Origin of the sequence: Embleya hyalina (assembly GCF_003967355.1) — a bacterium.
Taxonomy (GTDB): Bacteria; Actinomycetota; Actinomycetes; order Streptomycetales; family Streptomycetaceae; genus Embleya; species Embleya hyalina.
This window is the reverse complement of the sequence record NZ_BIFH01000018.1, coordinates 257,334-273,993: the sequence shown is the minus strand read 5'-3', so window position 1 is coordinate 273,993 and position 16,660 is coordinate 257,334. Positions and strand designations below refer to the sequence as shown.

10 protein-coding genes and 1 pseudogene are annotated in these 16,660 nt (G+C 74.1%); 9 read left to right on the top strand and 2 right to left on the bottom strand.

The window, feature by feature from the left end:
• Positions 1 to 103: 103 nt before the first annotated feature.
• Positions 104 to 1,042 (bottom strand): tellurite resistance/C4-dicarboxylate transporter family protein, encoded by a 939-nt coding sequence (locus EMA17_RS16630; protein WP_281290509.1) that lies wholly within the window; start codon positions 1,040 to 1,042, stop codon positions 104 to 106.
• 326 nt (positions 1,043 to 1,368) lie between these two features.
• On the opposite strand from EMA17_RS16630, the gene EMA17_RS16625 reads away from it, so the two are divergent.
• The 7 genes from EMA17_RS16625 (at position 1,369) to EMA17_RS16595 (ending at position 6,963) form a co-directional block, all read left to right on the top strand.
• Entirely contained in the window at positions 1,369 to 2,967 is a 1,599-nt protein-coding gene (locus tag EMA17_RS16625; protein WP_126637801.1) for an FAD-dependent monooxygenase, read from the top strand.
• Positions 2,968 to 3,042: 75 nt separating this feature from the next.
• On the top strand, positions 3,043 to 3,381 hold the full coding sequence (locus EMA17_RS16620) for an ArsR/SmtB family transcription factor (protein ID WP_126637800.1): 339 nt from the start codon (positions 3,043 to 3,045) through the stop codon (positions 3,379 to 3,381).
• Between the two features lie 130 nt (positions 3,382 to 3,511).
• Positions 3,512 to 3,682: a DUF5670 family protein gene (locus EMA17_RS16615; RefSeq protein ID WP_126637799.1), complete on the top strand. Its 171-nt coding sequence runs from the start codon at positions 3,512 to 3,514 to the stop codon at positions 3,680 to 3,682.
• Between the two features lie 498 nt (positions 3,683 to 4,180).
• Positions 4,181 to 4,381 (top strand): hypothetical protein, encoded by a 201-nt coding sequence (locus tag EMA17_RS16610; RefSeq protein ID WP_246126709.1) that lies wholly within the window; start codon positions 4,181 to 4,183, stop codon positions 4,379 to 4,381.
• Between the two features lie 114 nt (positions 4,382 to 4,495).
• Positions 4,496 to 5,038: a GNAT family N-acetyltransferase gene (locus EMA17_RS16605; protein ID WP_126637797.1), complete on the top strand. Its 543-nt coding sequence runs from the start codon at positions 4,496 to 4,498 to the stop codon at positions 5,036 to 5,038.
• A 243-nt stretch (positions 5,039 to 5,281) separates the two neighbouring features.
• Positions 5,282 to 6,454, top strand: coding sequence for an agmatine deiminase family protein (locus EMA17_RS16600; RefSeq protein WP_126637796.1), 1,173 nt, complete (start codon positions 5,282 to 5,284; stop codon positions 6,452 to 6,454).
• 149 nt (positions 6,455 to 6,603) lie between these two features.
• Positions 6,604 to 6,963, top strand: a complete 360-nt coding sequence (locus EMA17_RS16595) for an alpha-amylase inhibitor (RefSeq protein ID WP_126637795.1) — start codon at positions 6,604 to 6,606, stop codon at positions 6,961 to 6,963.
• A gap of 82 nt (positions 6,964 to 7,045) precedes the next feature.
• On the opposite strand, the gene EMA17_RS16590 is transcribed toward EMA17_RS16595, so the two are convergent.
• Positions 7,046 to 7,495 carry a DUF1707 SHOCT-like domain-containing protein gene (locus tag EMA17_RS16590; RefSeq protein WP_126637794.1) on the bottom strand — a complete coding sequence of 150 codons (450 nt, stop codon included), beginning with the start codon at positions 7,493 to 7,495 and terminating at the stop codon, positions 7,046 to 7,048.
• Positions 7,496 to 7,642: 147 nt separating this feature from the next.
• Here EMA17_RS16590 and EMA17_RS16585 point away from each other — a divergent pair, with 147 nt between their 5' ends.
• On the top strand, positions 7,643 to 8,413 hold the full coding sequence (locus tag EMA17_RS16585) for a TetR/AcrR family transcriptional regulator (protein WP_126637793.1): 771 nt from the start codon (positions 7,643 to 7,645) through the stop codon (positions 8,411 to 8,413).
• Between the two features lie 341 nt (positions 8,414 to 8,754).
• A pseudogene (locus EMA17_RS16580) lies at positions 8,755 to 15,582 on the top strand (type I polyketide synthase); the annotation flags it as partial.
• Positions 15,583 to 16,660: the final 1,078 nt, after the last annotated feature.

Sequence of the window (16,660 nt, the reverse complement as noted above, 5' to 3'; positions counted from 1 at the left end):
GAGCCGATCGGCTCGGCCGGAGGTGGAGGTGCGGCCTCCTCGGGGCCGGCGGTCGTCCCGGGGCGACCGCCGGCGGCGGACGCGCGCGAGCGGGCGTTCGGTGCTACCCGAGGTCGTCGCGGCCGGCCAGGTCGCGCAGGAGTCCGATGCCGGTCAGCGTCCACGCCGCCACCGCGATCCACAGCAGGACACGGCCCAGCGGGTCCAGCCACGACACGTGCGCGGCGGTGGACAGGAGCAGGCAGGCCGCCGCGGTCATGCCCAGGGGGAAGACCGTGGCCCAGCGGCGCGTGTCGTAATGCGGGCGCGGGCGCACGAGTTCGCCCACCGCGAGCACCGCGTACCAGGCGAGGGCCAGGCCGAGGACGACCAGCGTGAGCGTACGCAGCGCGTCGTGCGCGGGCCCGGTCCACACGGGTGACGCGACCAGTTTCGATCCGGCCACGGCGGAGATGGCCAGGGCACCGCCCGCGACCCAGTGGTCTCCCGCGCCGGTGAGCACCTGCCGGAAGTCGAAGCGCGTACAGGCGAGGACGTACAGCGCCAACCCGAGCCCGTACAGCACGAGTGCCGCCCACGCGAGCCAGTCGCCCTCCCCCACCAGGGCGAGTTGGCCGGCCAGGACGCCGAGGCCCTGGGTGGCGACACAGACGAGAAAGACCGCGCCCGGCATGCGATGCCCCATGTGGGTGACGACATCGACGAGCAGGACCGGCCAGACGACCGCGGCCAGCGCCAGAAGCACACACGCCGTGTCCGTCCACCCGAAGAGCACGAGCCGGGTACCGAGAACGGTCGTCGCCGCCACGGCGGTGAGCGCGGGCGGTGTGGCGGCGGCAGTCCGCCAGCCACGCGGATCACGAAGCGCTCGGGCACCGAAGGCCGCCGCGAGCAGCACCCACACGCCGACGTCGAGCCACATGAACAGCACCGACAGCGTGCGGAATCCGGCGGCGAACAGCGCGATCGACACGATGCCCGTGGCCATCACCACCGACCCGAACGCGGGCGGAACGGCAACCCACCGGCGCTCCGACGACACCCGGGCCGGCCTCGGCACCGCCTCGCGCCCTACCCGCACTCGATCCCACTCCAGACCATCCGCCGCACACCCGCCAAGCCCACGTCGTTCGCCCGATCCGCTCCGGTCCGGCCACTGCTCAACGATCGTACGAAGTCCCACCCGCCGGGCACGGATTGCGGCGGGCGCGGCGAGGAATCCGACCCGGACGGCGGTTCCGAGTGCGATCCCGGCGTATCAAGGTACGATCAGAGTCGTACCATCCAGGTACGATGACAGCCATACCATCAAGGTAGGATCTCGGCCGTACCTAAAGGTACGATCCACACCGTACCAAGGAGGTTGTGATGACGTCATCCGTGCCGGAGGCCCCCCGCCCCGTCCTGCCCCGGGAGGTCGAGGTGGCCGTGGTCGGCGGTGGTCCCGTGGGCATGCTGCTTGCCACCGAACTCGCCCTGCGCGACGTGCGGGTGGTGGTCGTCGAGCGGGCCGCCGAGCCCTGCGAGGAGCCGAAGGCGGGCACCCTGCACGCCCGTACCGTGCAGTCCCTCGTCCGGCGCGGCGTGCTCGCCGGCGGCCCGCTCGACGCCGCACCGGACGCGGAGGTGACCACGCCGTTCCACTTCGCTGGGATGTCGGGCCTGACCATCACCGCGCCCGCCGTCGAGGGCGCCCCGATCGCCGGCCTGCCGCAGGCGCGGGTCGAGCGCTACTTCGAGGACCGCGCCACGCGGCTCGGCGCACGCGTCTTCCGCCGCCACGAGGTCCGCGGCCTCACCCGCCATCCGGACCGGGTCGACCTGGAGGTCGCCGACCTCACCACCGGCATCTCCCGTCCCCTGTCCGCGCGTTGGGCGGTGGGCACCGACGGCGCGCGCGGCACGGTACGTACCGCCGCCGGCATCGCCGCCGGCGACCACCCCGCGACGTTCTCCTCGATCGTCGCACTCGCCCGACTGCTGGAGCCCCGACACGCCCCCATCGGGTGGAACCGCACCCCGCGCGGCTGGACCATGACCAACGTCAACCCCGCGGGCCCGAGTCGGATCATCACCTTCGACTGGACCCTCCCGGCCCCCGACCGGCACAGCCCGGTGACGGCCGACGAACTGCGGCGCACCCTGGACCGGATCGTCGGCCGCCCGGTGCCGTTCACCGACCTCCGCATCGCCCGCCGCACCGGCGACTTCGCCCGCCTGGCCGACACCTACCGCCTGGGCCGCGTCCTGCTCGCCGGCGACGCGGCGCACCACCACTCGGCCATGGGCGGCCAGGGCCTGAACCTCGGCCTGCAGGACGCGTTCAACCTCGGCTGGAAACTCGCGTCCGTCATCCGCGACGGGGCCGATGTCGCCCTGCTCGACACCTACACCGACGAGCGCCGCCCCGCCGCCCGCCGGGTCATCGACAACACCCGCGTCCAGTCCCAGCTCATGCGGCCCGACGCCACCGCGGACCCGCTGCGCGCGCTGACCCGTGAACTCCTCGCCCTGCCCGAGGCCCGGCGCCACATCGGCGACATGATCAGCGCACAGGACGTCGCCTACCCGCCGTCGACCGCCGCCGGCGTCTCCCGCGACGCCCCCGACGCGGGCACCTTCGCCACCGACCGGCCACTGACCACCCCGGGCGGCGGCCCCACCCGCCTGAGCGACCTGCTCGCCGACGGCAACGCGGTACTGATCTCCGAGACCGCGGGCGACACCGCCACCCTGTCCGCACGGATCCACCCCTGGGCCGACCGTGTCACGATCGCCCACGCCAAGCCCGCGCACGCCCACCCGCCACGGGCCCGGCTCGTCCGCCCCGACGGCTACATCGCCTGGTCCGCGCCCCACGACGAGCTCGCCGCACACCGCCTGGAGGGCACCCTCACGGCCCTGTTCGGCCCCCGCGACGCCGGCACGCCGAGCGCCTCGCACACCCTCGCCGCGACGGGACGATAGGGAGGTACGATCCAGCCCTTACCATGAGCAATGGGCGGCGGCACCGCACGACGAACAGCACGAGGAACGAGGGCCATGCCGGGAGAGCTGTTCCACCCCGAGATCGAGAACGTCACCCTCGCCCAGGTGCTGGCCGCTCTCGACGACCCCATGCGGCTGCGGATCGTCAAGGTCCTCGTGCACGACCCGGACACCGGCGAACGCACCTGCACGTCCTTCCGTTTGCCCGTCGGCAAATCCACCCTCACCCACCACTTCCGGATCCTGCGCGAGGCCGGCCTGATCCGGCAGGTCGATCGCGGCAACAGCCGCAAGGCGCAACTGCGCCGCGAGGACATCGACCGACGTTTCCCCGGCCTCCTGGCCCTGGTCCTCGCCGAAGGCACCGCCCCCGAAACCGACCCGGCCGACTGACCGCCCCACGCCCGGACGCCGCGCGCATGCGGGCTTCGGCGGAGTCTTTCCGGGAATGAGCGGGCGAAACAGGGGAATTCTCGGGAATGTGCTTCGGTGCGCGGGGCAGACGTGGGGCGGAGGTAAAACAATGATTCCCCTTTTGGTGGTCCTGCTTCTCGCGCTGATCCTTTTCGGCGCAGGTTTCGCATTGAAGGCTCTGTGGTGGATAGCGGTGATCGTCCTGGTCGTCTGGGCCCTCGGCTTCATCTTCCGCTCGGCGGGCGCCGGCGGCAGGCGGGGACGCTGGTACCGCTGGTAGACCGCCCGACGACGCGCCCCACGCCCGTCCGGCCCGGCTCGTCCGCGTCACCGAAACGTGCGGGCGGGGTGTGCCCGACTCGTTTATCGAGTTCGGGCCGCACCCCGCCCTTTTTCGCATGCCCCGCGACATCGGAATTCCCGGGCGGATCGTTCCGCCCCGGCGGTCGAATTCCCGACGGCCGGGCGGCGGTGAAAACCGGCGGGGGCCGCCGGGAAAACCGTCGGGAATCGGCCGTCTTTCCCCGCCCGCCCGGCGCGATGCCGAGCGACACGGACGCACTCGGGCCCGACGCGGGCGGCCCGCGGCTCCGGCCCCGCCGCACCCGTTCGGCCGACAGCGGAGGATGTCCGCCGGTTCCGGGCCGTGTCCCGCGCGCCCGGCTCCGCGGCCGGGCTCGACGCCACGGTGCGGGTGCGGCCGGCGAGCGGCGGTAGTTGCATGGACGACGGCCGATGATCCGACATCCGAGAGGTTGTCATGCACATCCTGCGAGCAGTGGAAAGCAAGGACACCCGCTGGTGGCACGCCGTCGCGCACTTCCGCACCGCCGCGTGTGGCGTCGGGCTGCCGGACCACACCGCCGCGGCGGTCGACGACGCCCTGTCCGACCTTCTGTGCCCCGCGTGCATGTCGGCCATCGGCGGCAAGTCCGCCGTGACCACGAACGGACGCACCACCCCCGCCACAACCGACTGACGACCCCCCGACTTCGGTTGCCCCACGACGCGATCACCGGCACCGTTCGGGCCGCCGGCAGAATCCGTGGTGCCGTGTGATTCCACGTTCCGGACCGGGAGAAGAGACCGAGCCATGCCGGAGTTCGCGGACTTCGAGCCCGCCGGGGGCAAGTCCCGACAACCACGCGCCACGCCGGTATCGGTACGCCATGCGACCGTGGCCGACGTCGAACGCTGTGCGGTCCTGGCGCGGCGGTACGCGGGAGAGGGCGCCGACGCGGTCGACTTCGAGGGGCTCGTTCGCGGGTGGTTGCGCCGGCCCACCGGGTGCTTCCTGGTCGCGATCGGCGCCGATCACGATGTGATCGGGTACGGACGCGTGGTCCGACTGGACGTGGCGACCGCGCCGACCGGCTACTACCTCGCCGGTGTCGTGGTCGATCCCGACGCCCGCCGACTCGGGGCGGGGACGAGTCCGACCCGATCCCGCCTGGACTGGATCGAAGCCCGCGCGCCCGAGGCCCGATACTTCTGCAACGCGCGGAACCGCGTCTCCGTCGAACTGCACGCTCGCATGGGATTCCACGAGGAGACTCGAGACTTCGAGATCCCCGGAGTCACCTTCGAGGGCGGTGTGGGCGTCCTGTTCCGCAAGGTGTTCCGCGACCGCGCATAGCCGAGTCGACACCCATCACGCACCGTGATGATTTCTCCGGAATTGACTGAACTTTCAGTTAGTGCGACAGTCGAGACACCGTCGTCCACCCAGTCGCGATTTCACCCGTCCGCCCCCTCCTCCGGGTCGGCGGTCGTGGCGTCGCCGACCGATTCGTCCACTTTGCCCTACCGTCGTTGCGGTGCCGCGCTTCGCCGGGCCCGCCCGCCCGGCCGCGCCCGCAGCCCGATTCCCGGAGTCCACGTGCCCGACAACTCGCTGTCCCGCAGGTCCCTCCTGCGCCACCTCACCGGAGCCGGCGCCGTCCTCCTCGGCGTGGCGGCCTGCTCCGACTCCGGCGGCGGCGACACCTCGTCCGGGCCGACGCCCACCACCCCGCGGGGATCCGCGTCCGGCTCGCCGTCCGGGGTCCGGTTCGGCGCCGAGTGGGACGGCCACACCCGCACCTTCATGTCCTGGCCCGCGTCCACCGGCATCTGGGGCAGCGAACTGCCGGGGGTGCGCCAGGACATCGCCCGCGTCGCGCGTGCCGTCGCGGCCCACGAGGCCGTGGTCGTACTGGCCCGGCCCGACCAGGTCGGCGCGGCGCGGCAGGCATGCGGAAACGACGTCGAGGTGGTACCCATCGGCGTCGACGACCTGTGGGCCCGGGACACGGTGTCGGTCTTCGTCGAGCGCGACGGCAAGGTGTCCGGCGTCGACTTCAACTTCAACGGTTGGGGCGACAAGCAGCAACACGCCAACGATGCCAAGGTCGCCGGCGCGGTCCTGACCAGGTACGGGTTGCCCCGCGACCGCACCTGGCTCGTCGCCGAGGGCGGCTCGTTCGAGACCGACGGCCGGGGGACGCTGATGGTGACCGAGAGTTCGGTGGTCAACGCCAACCGCAATCCGGGCAAGTCGCGCCAGGAGATCGAGGACGAACTCAAGCGGGTCCTGGGCGTCACGACGGTGATCTGGTTCGCGGGCGTGCGCGGCGAGGACATCACCGACGCGCACGTCGACTCGCTCGCGCGCTTCGCCGCGTCCGGCGCCGTACTGCTCGACAAGGCGTTCCCGGGGATGCCGGCCGACTCGTGGTCGCGGGCCGCCGACCAGGCGCGCTCCGTGCTCTCCAAGGCGACCGACGCCCGCGGCAAGGCCATCGAGATCGTCGAACTGCCGCAGCCGGACCCGGATCTGATGACCGGGACCGGCAAGGACTTCGTGTCCACGTACGCCAACTTCTACGTCGCCAACGGCGCCGTCTTCATGCCGAAGTTCGGCGACGCGAAGGCCGACGACCGCGCACGACAGATCCTGCGCGACCACTTCCCCGGCCGCGAGATCGTGCCGGTGCAGATCGACTTCATCGCCTCGGGTGGCGGCGGCATCCACTGCTCCACCCACGATCAGCCCGGCCCCGCCGCGCCGTGAGGATCCGGACGAGGCCGAATGGCTGAAGGCCGTACACAGTTCGGTGTACGACCCGCTCGTACCGCTGCGTGACGACTCGGTTGCCCGATTGCGGAAGGGTGGACGTGTGCCCCCAAACCGGGCGGCATAGTCCCGATACGGAGGAAACCATGCGTACTTCCGCTCGTTCCCGCAGACATCCGGCCCCGGCGACCGCCGCCGCCCTCACGATCGCGGCCGCCGGCGTCCTCGCGTTCTGTTCACCGGCGGCGACCGCCGGCACCACCGCCGTTCCCGCCGCGGAACCCCTGGAGTGCGCCGTCATCGTCGCCCAGGACACGCACGTCGGGTTTCCCACGTGGCGGTGGGCGGACGTTCGCAACGACTGCGGACGCCGGATGAATCTGAGCGTCCAGGTTTCGGGCTGGCCCGATCCCGAATGCCAATACCTCGCCCCCACCGAGACCAAGCGTTTCCGTTGGGACTCGACCGGCGGCCCGGCCAACTACGCGTGGGACTGCGGCGGCTGACAGCGCCGTCCCACGACCACCCGGGGCGAGGGTTCGAGATCCCGGACCCTCCCCCCGCCCACCTCGCGACCGCCGTCGGCGGTCAGGCCCTTCGGTGGTGGTGCCGGCGGTGGTGCAACTTTCGGGTCAGGGCCGTCGCCACGAGGATCGCGACGAGGATGCGGGCCTTGGGGTCGTCGACGACCAGGCACAGTACGACGACCAGCAGCGCGGCGAGGGCGTACGCGCGGCCGCCACGATGCCGGCCGGGGGTGCGGTGGGGCGACCGGGCGAGGCGTCGGGAGTCGGAGCGGCCCGGGCGTTCGTCCCGCCGTCGGGTGGTCCCGGACGGCGGGGCGGGGGTTTGCCGCAGCGCGGGCAAGTCGGCCGTCGCGGCGGACAATTGAGTGATCGTGGCGGCGGCCAGCACGTCGCTCAGCCGGGCCTCCAGAGTCTCCTTGTCCAGCGTGCCGAGGGCGTAGTGCTCGGCGAGCAGGTTCGCCGCGGCGTCGCGGTCGTCCTCGCGGACCGCGACGTCGATGTCGTGTGTCATCGGGTGGCTCCCGTGCCGATGGTGTCCGTGTTCATGGCAACTCCTTTACGAATGACGTTCGTTACAACGAACGACGTTCCTTCATCTGCCAGTGTTCGGGTCAACTACGCTGATCGCAACCCTCGATCGACGCAGGACGGGCATCACATGGCGAAAACGTCGCGGACCGGGCCCCGCGCCGACGGCGACCGGCAGCCGGAATCCATCGGCGCGAACGCACCCGACCTGCCCGCGCCCCCGTGGCGCCGGCGGCGTGCCGGGCCGGTGCGACCCCCGCTGAGCCGGGACTCGATCGTCGCGGCGGCGCTGACCGTGCTCGACGCCGGCGGGCTGGAGGCGGTGAGCATGCGCCGGGTCGCGGACGAATTGCACACGGGGCCGGCGTCGCTGTACGTCCACGTGTCGGGCAAGGAGGAGTTGCTCGAACTGGTCCTGGACCACGTGCTCGGCGAGGTGCGGATCCCGACGCCGGACCCCGCCCGCTGGCAGGAGCAACTCAAGGACGTCGTACTGGACTTCCGCCGCGTCCTGGCCTCGCACAACGACCTGGGCCGCGCGGCGCTGGCCGCGATCCCGTCGGGGCCCAACGCCCTGCGGATCAGTGAGGGGCTGTTGGCCGTCATGCGCGGCGGCGGCGTGCCGGAGCAGGCCAGCGCGTGGGTGCTGGACGTGCTTCAGCTCTACATATCGGCCGACGTCTTCGAGGCGGCGCTGTACCTGTCGCGGGCCGGGGAGGGCGAGAATCCGATGGCGATGGCGCAGGCGTATCTGGGCGAGGTCATCGCCGCACTGCCACCGGAACGCTTCCCGACCCTGGTCGCGCTCATGCCGCACATGATCGGCGGAGACCGCGAGGCCAGGATCGAATTCGGCCTCGACATCTTCATCAGGGGCCTGGCCGGCATCCCCCGCCCGTGACCGGCGCGTTCGCGCGCCGACGGCGAACCGCACGACGAACACCGCTCCCACGCCCCGGAACCGATTGCCGGACTCCGCCGAGCCGGGGCAACCTCCCCTCTCCCACGCCGGTGCGCGGCCGGGCGGCAGGGGTGGGGTCGGGGAGGGTGTGAGGGGTTCGGGTCGGGTGGGCAGGGGTCGGGTGGTGGGAAGGTGGGGTCGGGGATCGCGGATCGCGGCGCCTAGGTTGGGGATGGTTCTGTTCTCCGCCGGGGCCCGTGCCGGTGCCGGCCTGTTCACTGCGACGAGCGGAGTTCGGCGTGAGTGCCACACCCCCGCGTGCCAACGCCCCTTCCGATCGGCTCGTCGAGGCGCTTCGGGCGGCTCTGACGCAGAACGAACGGCTGCGCGCGCACAACGCCGAACTGACCGCCGCCACCGGCGAGCCGATCGCGATCGTCGGGATGGGCTGCCGCCTGCCCGGGTCGGTCGCCTCCGCCCCGGACCTGTGGCGGGTGCTCGCCGACGGCGTCGACACCATCGGCGATCCGCCGGACGATCGCGGCTGGGAACGGCAGTTGCTCGACCTCGCCGCGGCCGGGCTCGGCATCGGCCCGCGGCTCCAGGGCGGATTCCTCGACCGCGCCGGCCACTTCGACGCCTCCGTCTTCGGCATCTCGCCCCGCGAGGCGCTCGCGATGGACCCCCAGCAGCGGCTGCTCCTGGAGACCTCCTGGGAGGTCCTGGAGAACGCCGGCATCGTGCCCGCCTCGCTCCGGCACAGCTCCACCGGCGTCTTCGTCGGCGCCACGGTCAGCAACTACGGCCACGGCGTCGCCGAGGTGCCCGAGGGGGTGGCCACCTACCTGCTCAGCGGCGCGTCCAGCAGCGTGCTCTCGGGCCGGCTCTCCTACGTCTACGGCTTGGAGGGCCCGGCGGTCACCGTGGACACCGCCTGCTCCTCCTCGCTCGTGGCACTGCACCTGGCGGTTCGGGCGCTGCGCTCCGGCGAGTGTTCGCTGGCCCTGGCCGGCGGGGTGACCGTGATGGCCTCCCCCGCCATCTTCCACGGCTTCGGCGACCAGGGCCTGCGCGCCCCGGACAACCGCTGCAAACCCTTCGCCGCCGCGGCCGACGGGACCGCGTGGGCCGAGGGCGCGGGCCTGTTGCTGGTCGAACGGCTGTCGGACGCCCGTCGCAACGGCCGACGGGTGCTCGCCGTGCTGCGCGGTTCGGCGGTCAACCAGGACGGCGCGTCGAACGGACTGACCGCACCCAACGGCCCGTCCCAGCAGCGGGTGATCCGAGCCGCCCTCGCCGACGCCGGACTGACGCCCGATCAGGTCGACCTCGTCGAGGCGCACGGCACCGGCACCACACTCGGCGACCCGATCGAGGCACAGGCCCTGCTGGCCACGTACGGGCAGGGACGCGATCCGCGACGGCCCTTGTGGCTCGGGTCGGTCAAGTCCAACATCGGCCACGCCCAGGGCGCGGCGGGAGTCGCCGGGGTGATCAAGGCCGTGCTGGCGCTGCGCCACGGGCAGGTGCCGCGCACCCTGCACATCGACGCGCCCTCTCCGCACATCGACTGGTCGGCGGGGCACGTCCGGCTCGCCGACCGGGCCCGCCCGTGGCCGCACACCGACCGGCCGCGCCGCGCCGCGGTGTCCTCGTTCGGGGTCAGCGGCACCAACGCGCACGTCGTGCTCGAACAGGCCGACCCCGCGGACGACCCGCCGCCGGCCGTACCTCGGGAGCGGCGTCCCGACGGTCCGCTGCGCGGCGGACCGGTGCCGTGGTTGTTGTCGGCGGCCACCCCGCGGGCGCTGCGGGCGCGGGCGCGGCAACTGGCCGAGTGGTGCGCGCGCGATCCCCGGCCGGACCCCGTCGCGATCGGTGCCGCCCTGGCCGGTCGCCGGGCCGCCTTCGAGCATCGGGCGGTGCTCCTGGTGGACGACCTCGACCGGGCCTTCGAGCCGCTGCGGGCGCTCGAATCCGGCGCCGTGTCCCCGCTGTTGGTCGAGGGGGCGGCCACCGTCCGCGGCAAGGTGGTCTTCGTCTTCCCCGGCCAGGGCTCCCAGTGGACCGGGATGGCGACCCGGCTGCGTGCCGAATGCCCGGCGTTCGCCGCGCACTTGGCCGCGTGCGAGGAAGCCTTGGCGCCGTGGCTGGACCGGCCGCTGAGCCGGGTGCTGGACGACGAGGCCGCGCTCGCCCGGGTCGATCTCGTGCAGCCGGCGCTGTGGGCGGTCATGGTCTCCCTCGCCCGGTTGTGGCAGGACCACGGTGTGCGGCCGGCCGCCGTACTCGGCCACTCCCAGGGAGAGATCGCCGCGGCCTGTGTCGCCGGCGCGCTGTCCCTGGCCGACGGCGCCAAGGTCGTCGCACTGCGCAGCCGGGCCGTGGCCGCGTTGGCCGGTCGCGGCGGGATGGCCTCGGTTGCCCTGTCCGCCGACGAGGTCCTGGCCCGGATCGCCGACACCGGTACCGAACTGTCCGTCGCCGCGCACAACGGCCCCCGCTCCACCGTCGTTTCCGGCCCGCCGGATCGACTCGACGTCTTCGTCCGGGCCTGCGAGGCCGACGGTGTGCGGGTGCGCCGCGTCCCGGCCGACTACGCCTCGCACTCGCCGCAGGTCGAGGCCGTGCGCGGGCAACTGATCGCCGAACTGGCGGACATCGTGCCCCGGGACGGCGAAGTGCCGATGTGGTCCACCGTCACCGGCGACTGGATCGACACCACACATCTGAACGCCGACTACTGGTACCGCAATCTGCGCCGGCCCGTGTTGCTGGAGCAGGGCGTGCGCGCACTGCTGCGACACGGACACGGTGTGTTCGTCGAGATGGGGCCGCACCCGGTGCTCACGGCGGCCGTCGAGGAGTGCATCGAGAGCACCGAGGCGGATGCCGTCGCCGTCGCGACGCTGCGCCGCGACGACGACTCCCTGCTGCGGTTTCGTACCTCGTTGGCCGAGGCGGCGGTGCGCGGCACCCGGGTCGACCTCGGCCCGCTGTTCGCCGAAGTCGACACGGCGGACGTGGAGTTGCCCACCTACCCGTTCCAGGGCACCCGTTACTGGCTGATGCCGGGCGGCCGGGCCGGCGAGCCGGCCGCACTGGGCCTGGACGCCGCCGAGCATACGATCCTTGGTGCCGTGCTGGAATCGGCCGAGCGCGACGAGGTCGTCCTGACCGGCACCGTCGGCGCGCTCGACCCGTGCGTGCGGCCCGATGCGCGCGGCGTACCCACGCTCGGCGCCGGGGCGTTGGCGGACTTGGCGGTGCGCGCCGCCGACGAGGTGGGCGGCACGGTGGCGGCGTTGACCCTGGACCGACCGTTGGTGGTGTCCCCGACGGGGGCCACCCGGATCCAGGTGACCGTCGCCGCCCGTACGCTCACCGTGCACGCCCGCCACCCCGACGTCGGGAACGGCGGCTGGGTCCGATACGCCGGCGCCGCGCTCGCCGAACCGGGGCCGCCCCCGGTCGCGGCGGAGCACGAGTGGCCGCCGCACGACGCCGACGCGCTCGTACCGCCCGACCGGGAGGGCGCGTCCGACGCGGCGGGGATCCGCGGGTTGTGGCGGCGCGGGGACGAGGTGTTCGCCGATGTGGTGCTCGACGCCGACGCCGGCGAGGTACGGGGCCACCGCATCCATCCCGCGCTGCTCGACGCCGCGCTCCGGGCCTGGCGGCTCGCCCGACCGACCCCGGACGACGGCGGCGACCACGACCTGCTGCCCACCTCGCTCGGGCGGGTCGCCGTACACGCCGTCGGTGCCGACGCCGCCCGCGTCCGGCTCCGTCCCGGCCCCGACGGCACGGTCACCGCGACGTTCGCGGACGCCGCCGGGCAACCCCTCGCCGACCTCGGCCCGGTGGCCTTCGGGCGGGTCGCCGCGACGGACCCGGCGACAGCGCTCCCGCCCGACCTGCTGTTCGGCGTCGAGTGGGCCCCGGTGACCGCGACCGCGGACGACGCACCGACGCGTTGGGCGCTGCTCACCGAAGTCCCCGACCGCGTGGGCCTGTCCGCCGCTCCGCACACCGCCGGCGCCGAGGTGCGGGTCCACCGCGATCAGGAGGCGCTGAGCGCCGCCGTCGCCGCGGGCGCCCGCGTCCCGGACGCCGTCGTCGTCCCGATCCCGGCCGGCGACGACGGACCCGAGGCCACCACCCGCGCCGTCCTGGCGACCGTACAGGCGTTCCTGCGCGACGACCGACTCGCCGACAGCCGACTGGTGTTGCTCACCCGAACCGCGATCGCCGTGCACGCGGGCGAGATCCCGGATCCGGCCCTCGCACCGCTGTGGGGACTCGTCGGCTCGGCCGCCGCCGAACACCCCGGACGCCTGCTGCTGCTCGACACCGGCACCGGCACGAGCACGAGCACCGACACGGGCACCAACCCCGATATCACCGCACCGCTCTCCGTCGAACTCCTCCGCACCGCCCTGGCCGTCGGCGAACCCCGGCTGGTCGTCCGCGACGGCACGCTGCGCGCCCCCCGGCTCGGTCGGGCCGCCACGACCCCCGCGCCCGAACACACCCCGCTCGACCCGAACGGCACCGTGCTCATCACCGGAGGCACCGGCACCCTCGGCGGACTCGTGACCCGCCACCTGGTGTCCCGGCACGGCATCCGGCACCTGGCCCTGCTCAGCCGGCGCGGCCCGACCACCCCCGGCGCCGAGGAACTGGTCGCCGAGCTGCGCGAGTCAGGCGCCCACGTCACCGTCGCCGCGTGCGACGCCGCCGACCGGGACGCGCTCGCCGCCGTCCTGGCCGCCATCCCCCCGGAGCACCCCCTCACCGCCGTCGTGCACGCCGCGGCGGCCGTCGACGACACCGTCGTGGACGCGCTGACCCCCGAACGCCTGGCCGCCGTCTTCCGCCCCAAGGTGGACGCCGCCGTGCACCTCGACGAACTCACCCGCGACGCGCCCCTGGCCGCGTTCGTGCTCTACTCCTCGGCCGCGGGCGTCCTGGGCACCGCCGGGCAGGCCAACTACGCCGCCGCCAACACCTTCCTGGACGCCCTGGCCGCCCGCCGCCGCGCGCACGGCCTGCCCGCCACCTCGCTGGCCTGGGGCCCGTGGGCGCAACCGAGCGAGCTGACCCGCCGCGTGAAGAGCGCCGACCGGGAGCGCATGGTCGATGCCGGGATCCAGGCCCTGTCGACGGCGGAGGGCATGGCCGTCGTCGACGCCGCGCTGCGCACCGACACCGCGCTGTTCGTACCGCTGCGCATCGACCTCGACGCGTTCGCCCGCCGACTCGCCGGCACCGCCCCGCCGCCGCTGTACCGGGGCCTGATCCGCGCCCCGCTGCGCCGAGCGGTCGGCGCGGGCGCGGGCACGGGCGACGGCGCGGACCTCGCCGCCCGACTGGCCGCCGAACCGCCCGCCGAGCGAACCCGGATCCTGCTCGACCTCGTCCGCACCCAGGCCGCCGCCGTCCTCGGCCACGCCGACGGCGACGCGGTCGGCCCCGGGCGGCCCTTCCGCGAACTGGGCTTCGACTCGCTCAACGCCGTCGACCTGCGCAACCGGCTGGCCGCCGGCACCGGGCTGCGCCTGCCGGTCGGCCTGATCTACGACCACCCCACACCCGGCGCCGTCGCCCGACACCTGCGCACCCGACTCACCGGGGACACGGACGAACCCGCTCCGGTTGTCGCCGCCCGCCGTCGCGCCGAGCCGATCGGCGAGGACGACCCCGTGGTCGTCGTCGGCATGAGCTGCCGGCTCCCCGGCGGCATCGAATCACCGGAGGCGCTCTGGGAGTTGCTGGCGGCCGGCGGGGACGCGATCGGGCCCGCCCCGGACGACCGCGGCTGGAATCGGGACCGGTTCGCCGCCCTGACCGACACCATGCCCGGCGTCGGCCTGCTGCCCGAGGGCGGGTTCATCACCGGCGCCTCCGGCTTCGACCCGGCGTTCTTCGACATCGGTCCGGGCGAGGCGCTGGTGATCGATCCCCAGCAGCGGCTGCTGCTGGAACTGGTGTGGGAGGCGTGGGAGCGCGCGGGGCAGGACCCCCGGCGGGTGGACGCCGGCCGCACCGGCGCCTACCTGGGCACCTTCTACCAGAACTACGTCTTCGACCCGGGAGCGGTTCCCCCGGCGAGCGTGCCCTACGTGTCCTCCGGCTCCGGCTCGGCGTTCGCCTGTGCCCGGGTGGCCTACACGTTCGGTCTGGAGGGGCCCACGCTCACCGTCGACACCGGTTGTTCCTCCTCCGGCGTCGCCCTGCACCTGGCCTGCGAGGCGCTGCGGCGCGGCGAGTGCGACTCCGCGCTGGTCGGCGGGGTGACCGTACTGGCGTTCCCGGCCGCCTTCGACAACCTCGGCGGCATCGCGCCCGACGGCCGGTGCAAGTCCTTCTCGGCCGCCGCCGACGGCACGGGGTGGGGCGAGGGCGCCGGGGTGCTGATCGTCGAACGCCGCTCCGAGGCCCGCCGACGTGGTCACCCGGAACTCGCGGTGATCCGCGGCTCGGCGCTGAACCACAACGGCGCCGGCAACGGGCTGACCGCACCGCACGGCCCGTCGCAGAGTCGGGTGATGCGACTCGCGCTCGCCGAGGCCGGACTCGGCCCGGCCGACATCGACGTGGTCGAGGCGCACGGCACCGGAACGCCGCTCGGCGACGCCGTCGAGGCCGAGGCGATCATCGACGCGTACGGCCGGCACCGTCCCGCCGACCGGCCCCTGTGGGTGGGCAGCGTCAAGGCCAACATCGGCCACCCCCACGCCGCGTCGGGGGTGGTCGGCGTGATCAAGACGATCCTGGCCATGCGACACGGCGTCGTACCCGAAGCCCTGCACGCCGCCGAGCCGCTGCCCGACGTCGACTGGGAGCACAGCGGCATCGCCCTGCCCCACCGGGCGGTGCCCTGGCCGGAAACCGGACGGCCGCGCCGCGCCGGGGTGTCCTCGTTCGGCGGCAACGGCACCAAGGTGCACTTCATCCTGGAGCAGCCGCCCGAGGAGCCCACGACACCGGTATCCGACACCGGATCGTGCCCGCCGCCCTGCCTGCTGTCGGCCCGCACCGCACCCGCGCTCGCCGCACAGGCCCGCCGATTGCGCGAGCACCTGACGGCCCGCGCGAACACCGTCACCCCGGCCGAGGTGGCGCGGTCGCTGGCCACCACCCGCACCATGTTCGAGCAACGCGCCGCGATCCCGGCCGAAGACCGGGCCGAACTCCTGGACGCGCTGGCCGCGTTGGCCGCCGGCACCCCGCATCCCGCCGTGGTCACCGGGCGGGTCGGCGACGACGACGCCCGCCTGGTGGCGCTGCTGCCCGACGCCGACGAGCGCTCGCCCGCCGCGGAGGCCGAGTTCTACGCGGCGTTCCCGGCCTACGCGCACGCCTGGGACGAGGCCGCCCGTGCCCTCGCCCCCCACCTGGATCGGCCGCTGCCCACACCGGGCAAGGACGCCGAACCGTACACCGGCGCCGCCGCGTTCGCGGCACACGTCGCCGCCTACCGGCTCCTGGAGAGCCTGGGGCTGCGCCCGGACGCCATCGCCGGGCGCGGCGCGGGCCGGCTCGCCGCCGCCCATCTCGGCGGCAGCCTGACCCTGCGTCAGGCCGCCGCCGTGGCCGCCCGGGGCAGCGCCGACCCGAACGACCGCGCGGTCGCGCCGGCGCGCGTTCCCGTCCTGACGGCCGACGGCGGCGCGCGGATCGACGCCGCGGCGCTGCTCGCCGGCGCGGCGAGTGACACCGACGTGGTGAGCGACACCGACGCAGCGGGCGGCACCGGCACGGCGGGCGAGGGGCACGACGCCGCGACCGGGACACCCGGCACCGACCTCGTCGTGGTGCTCGGCGCCCCCGGCGGGGACCGGCCGGGCACGGTGCACCTGCTGTCGGACACACTGCCCGCCGCTCGGGCGGTGGCGCTGGCGGTGGCCCGACTGTACGCGGCCGGCGCCGACCCGGAGCCCGCCGCGCTGTTCCGGGACGTCCCCGCCCGGCGGATCGAGCTGCCGACCTACCCGTTCCAACGCGAGCCGTACTGGCTGGGCGCGTCGAGGACGCGGTGACGGCATCGAACGGCGGCGCCGGCGGACCCGTCGACGCATCCCGGTGACGTCGCGGCGTACTCCGCCCGCGCGTGGGACGACGGCCGCGGCGGGGCGGACCCCGGCGGGCCGGCCCCGCCCTCAGTCCTCCCCGAGCCCGTCGAGCGCGAGGCGCACGAGTTCGTCGGCGTCCATCCGCGCGATCGACGCCACCGCCTCCTCG

Coding starts and splice junctions, on each gene's coding strand:
- EMA17_RS16585 (WP_126637793.1), top strand. CDS start 7,643: ATGGCGAAAACGTCGCGGACCGGGCCCCGCGCCGACGGCGACCGGCAG.
- EMA17_RS16595 (WP_126637795.1), top strand. CDS start 6,604: ATGCGTACTTCCGCTCGTTCCCGCAGACATCCGGCCCCGGCGACCGCC.
- EMA17_RS16605 (WP_126637797.1), top strand. CDS start 4,496: ATGCCGGAGTTCGCGGACTTCGAGCCCGCCGGGGGCAAGTCCCGACAA.
- EMA17_RS16615 (WP_126637799.1), top strand. CDS start 3,512: ATGATTCCCCTTTTGGTGGTCCTGCTTCTCGCGCTGATCCTTTTCGGC.
- EMA17_RS16590 (WP_126637794.1), bottom strand. CDS start 7,495: ATGACACACGACATCGACGTCGCGGTCCGCGAGGACGACCGCGACGCC.
- EMA17_RS16625 (WP_126637801.1), top strand. CDS start 1,369: ATGACGTCATCCGTGCCGGAGGCCCCCCGCCCCGTCCTGCCCCGGGAG.
- EMA17_RS16620 (WP_126637800.1), top strand. CDS start 3,043: ATGCCGGGAGAGCTGTTCCACCCCGAGATCGAGAACGTCACCCTCGCC.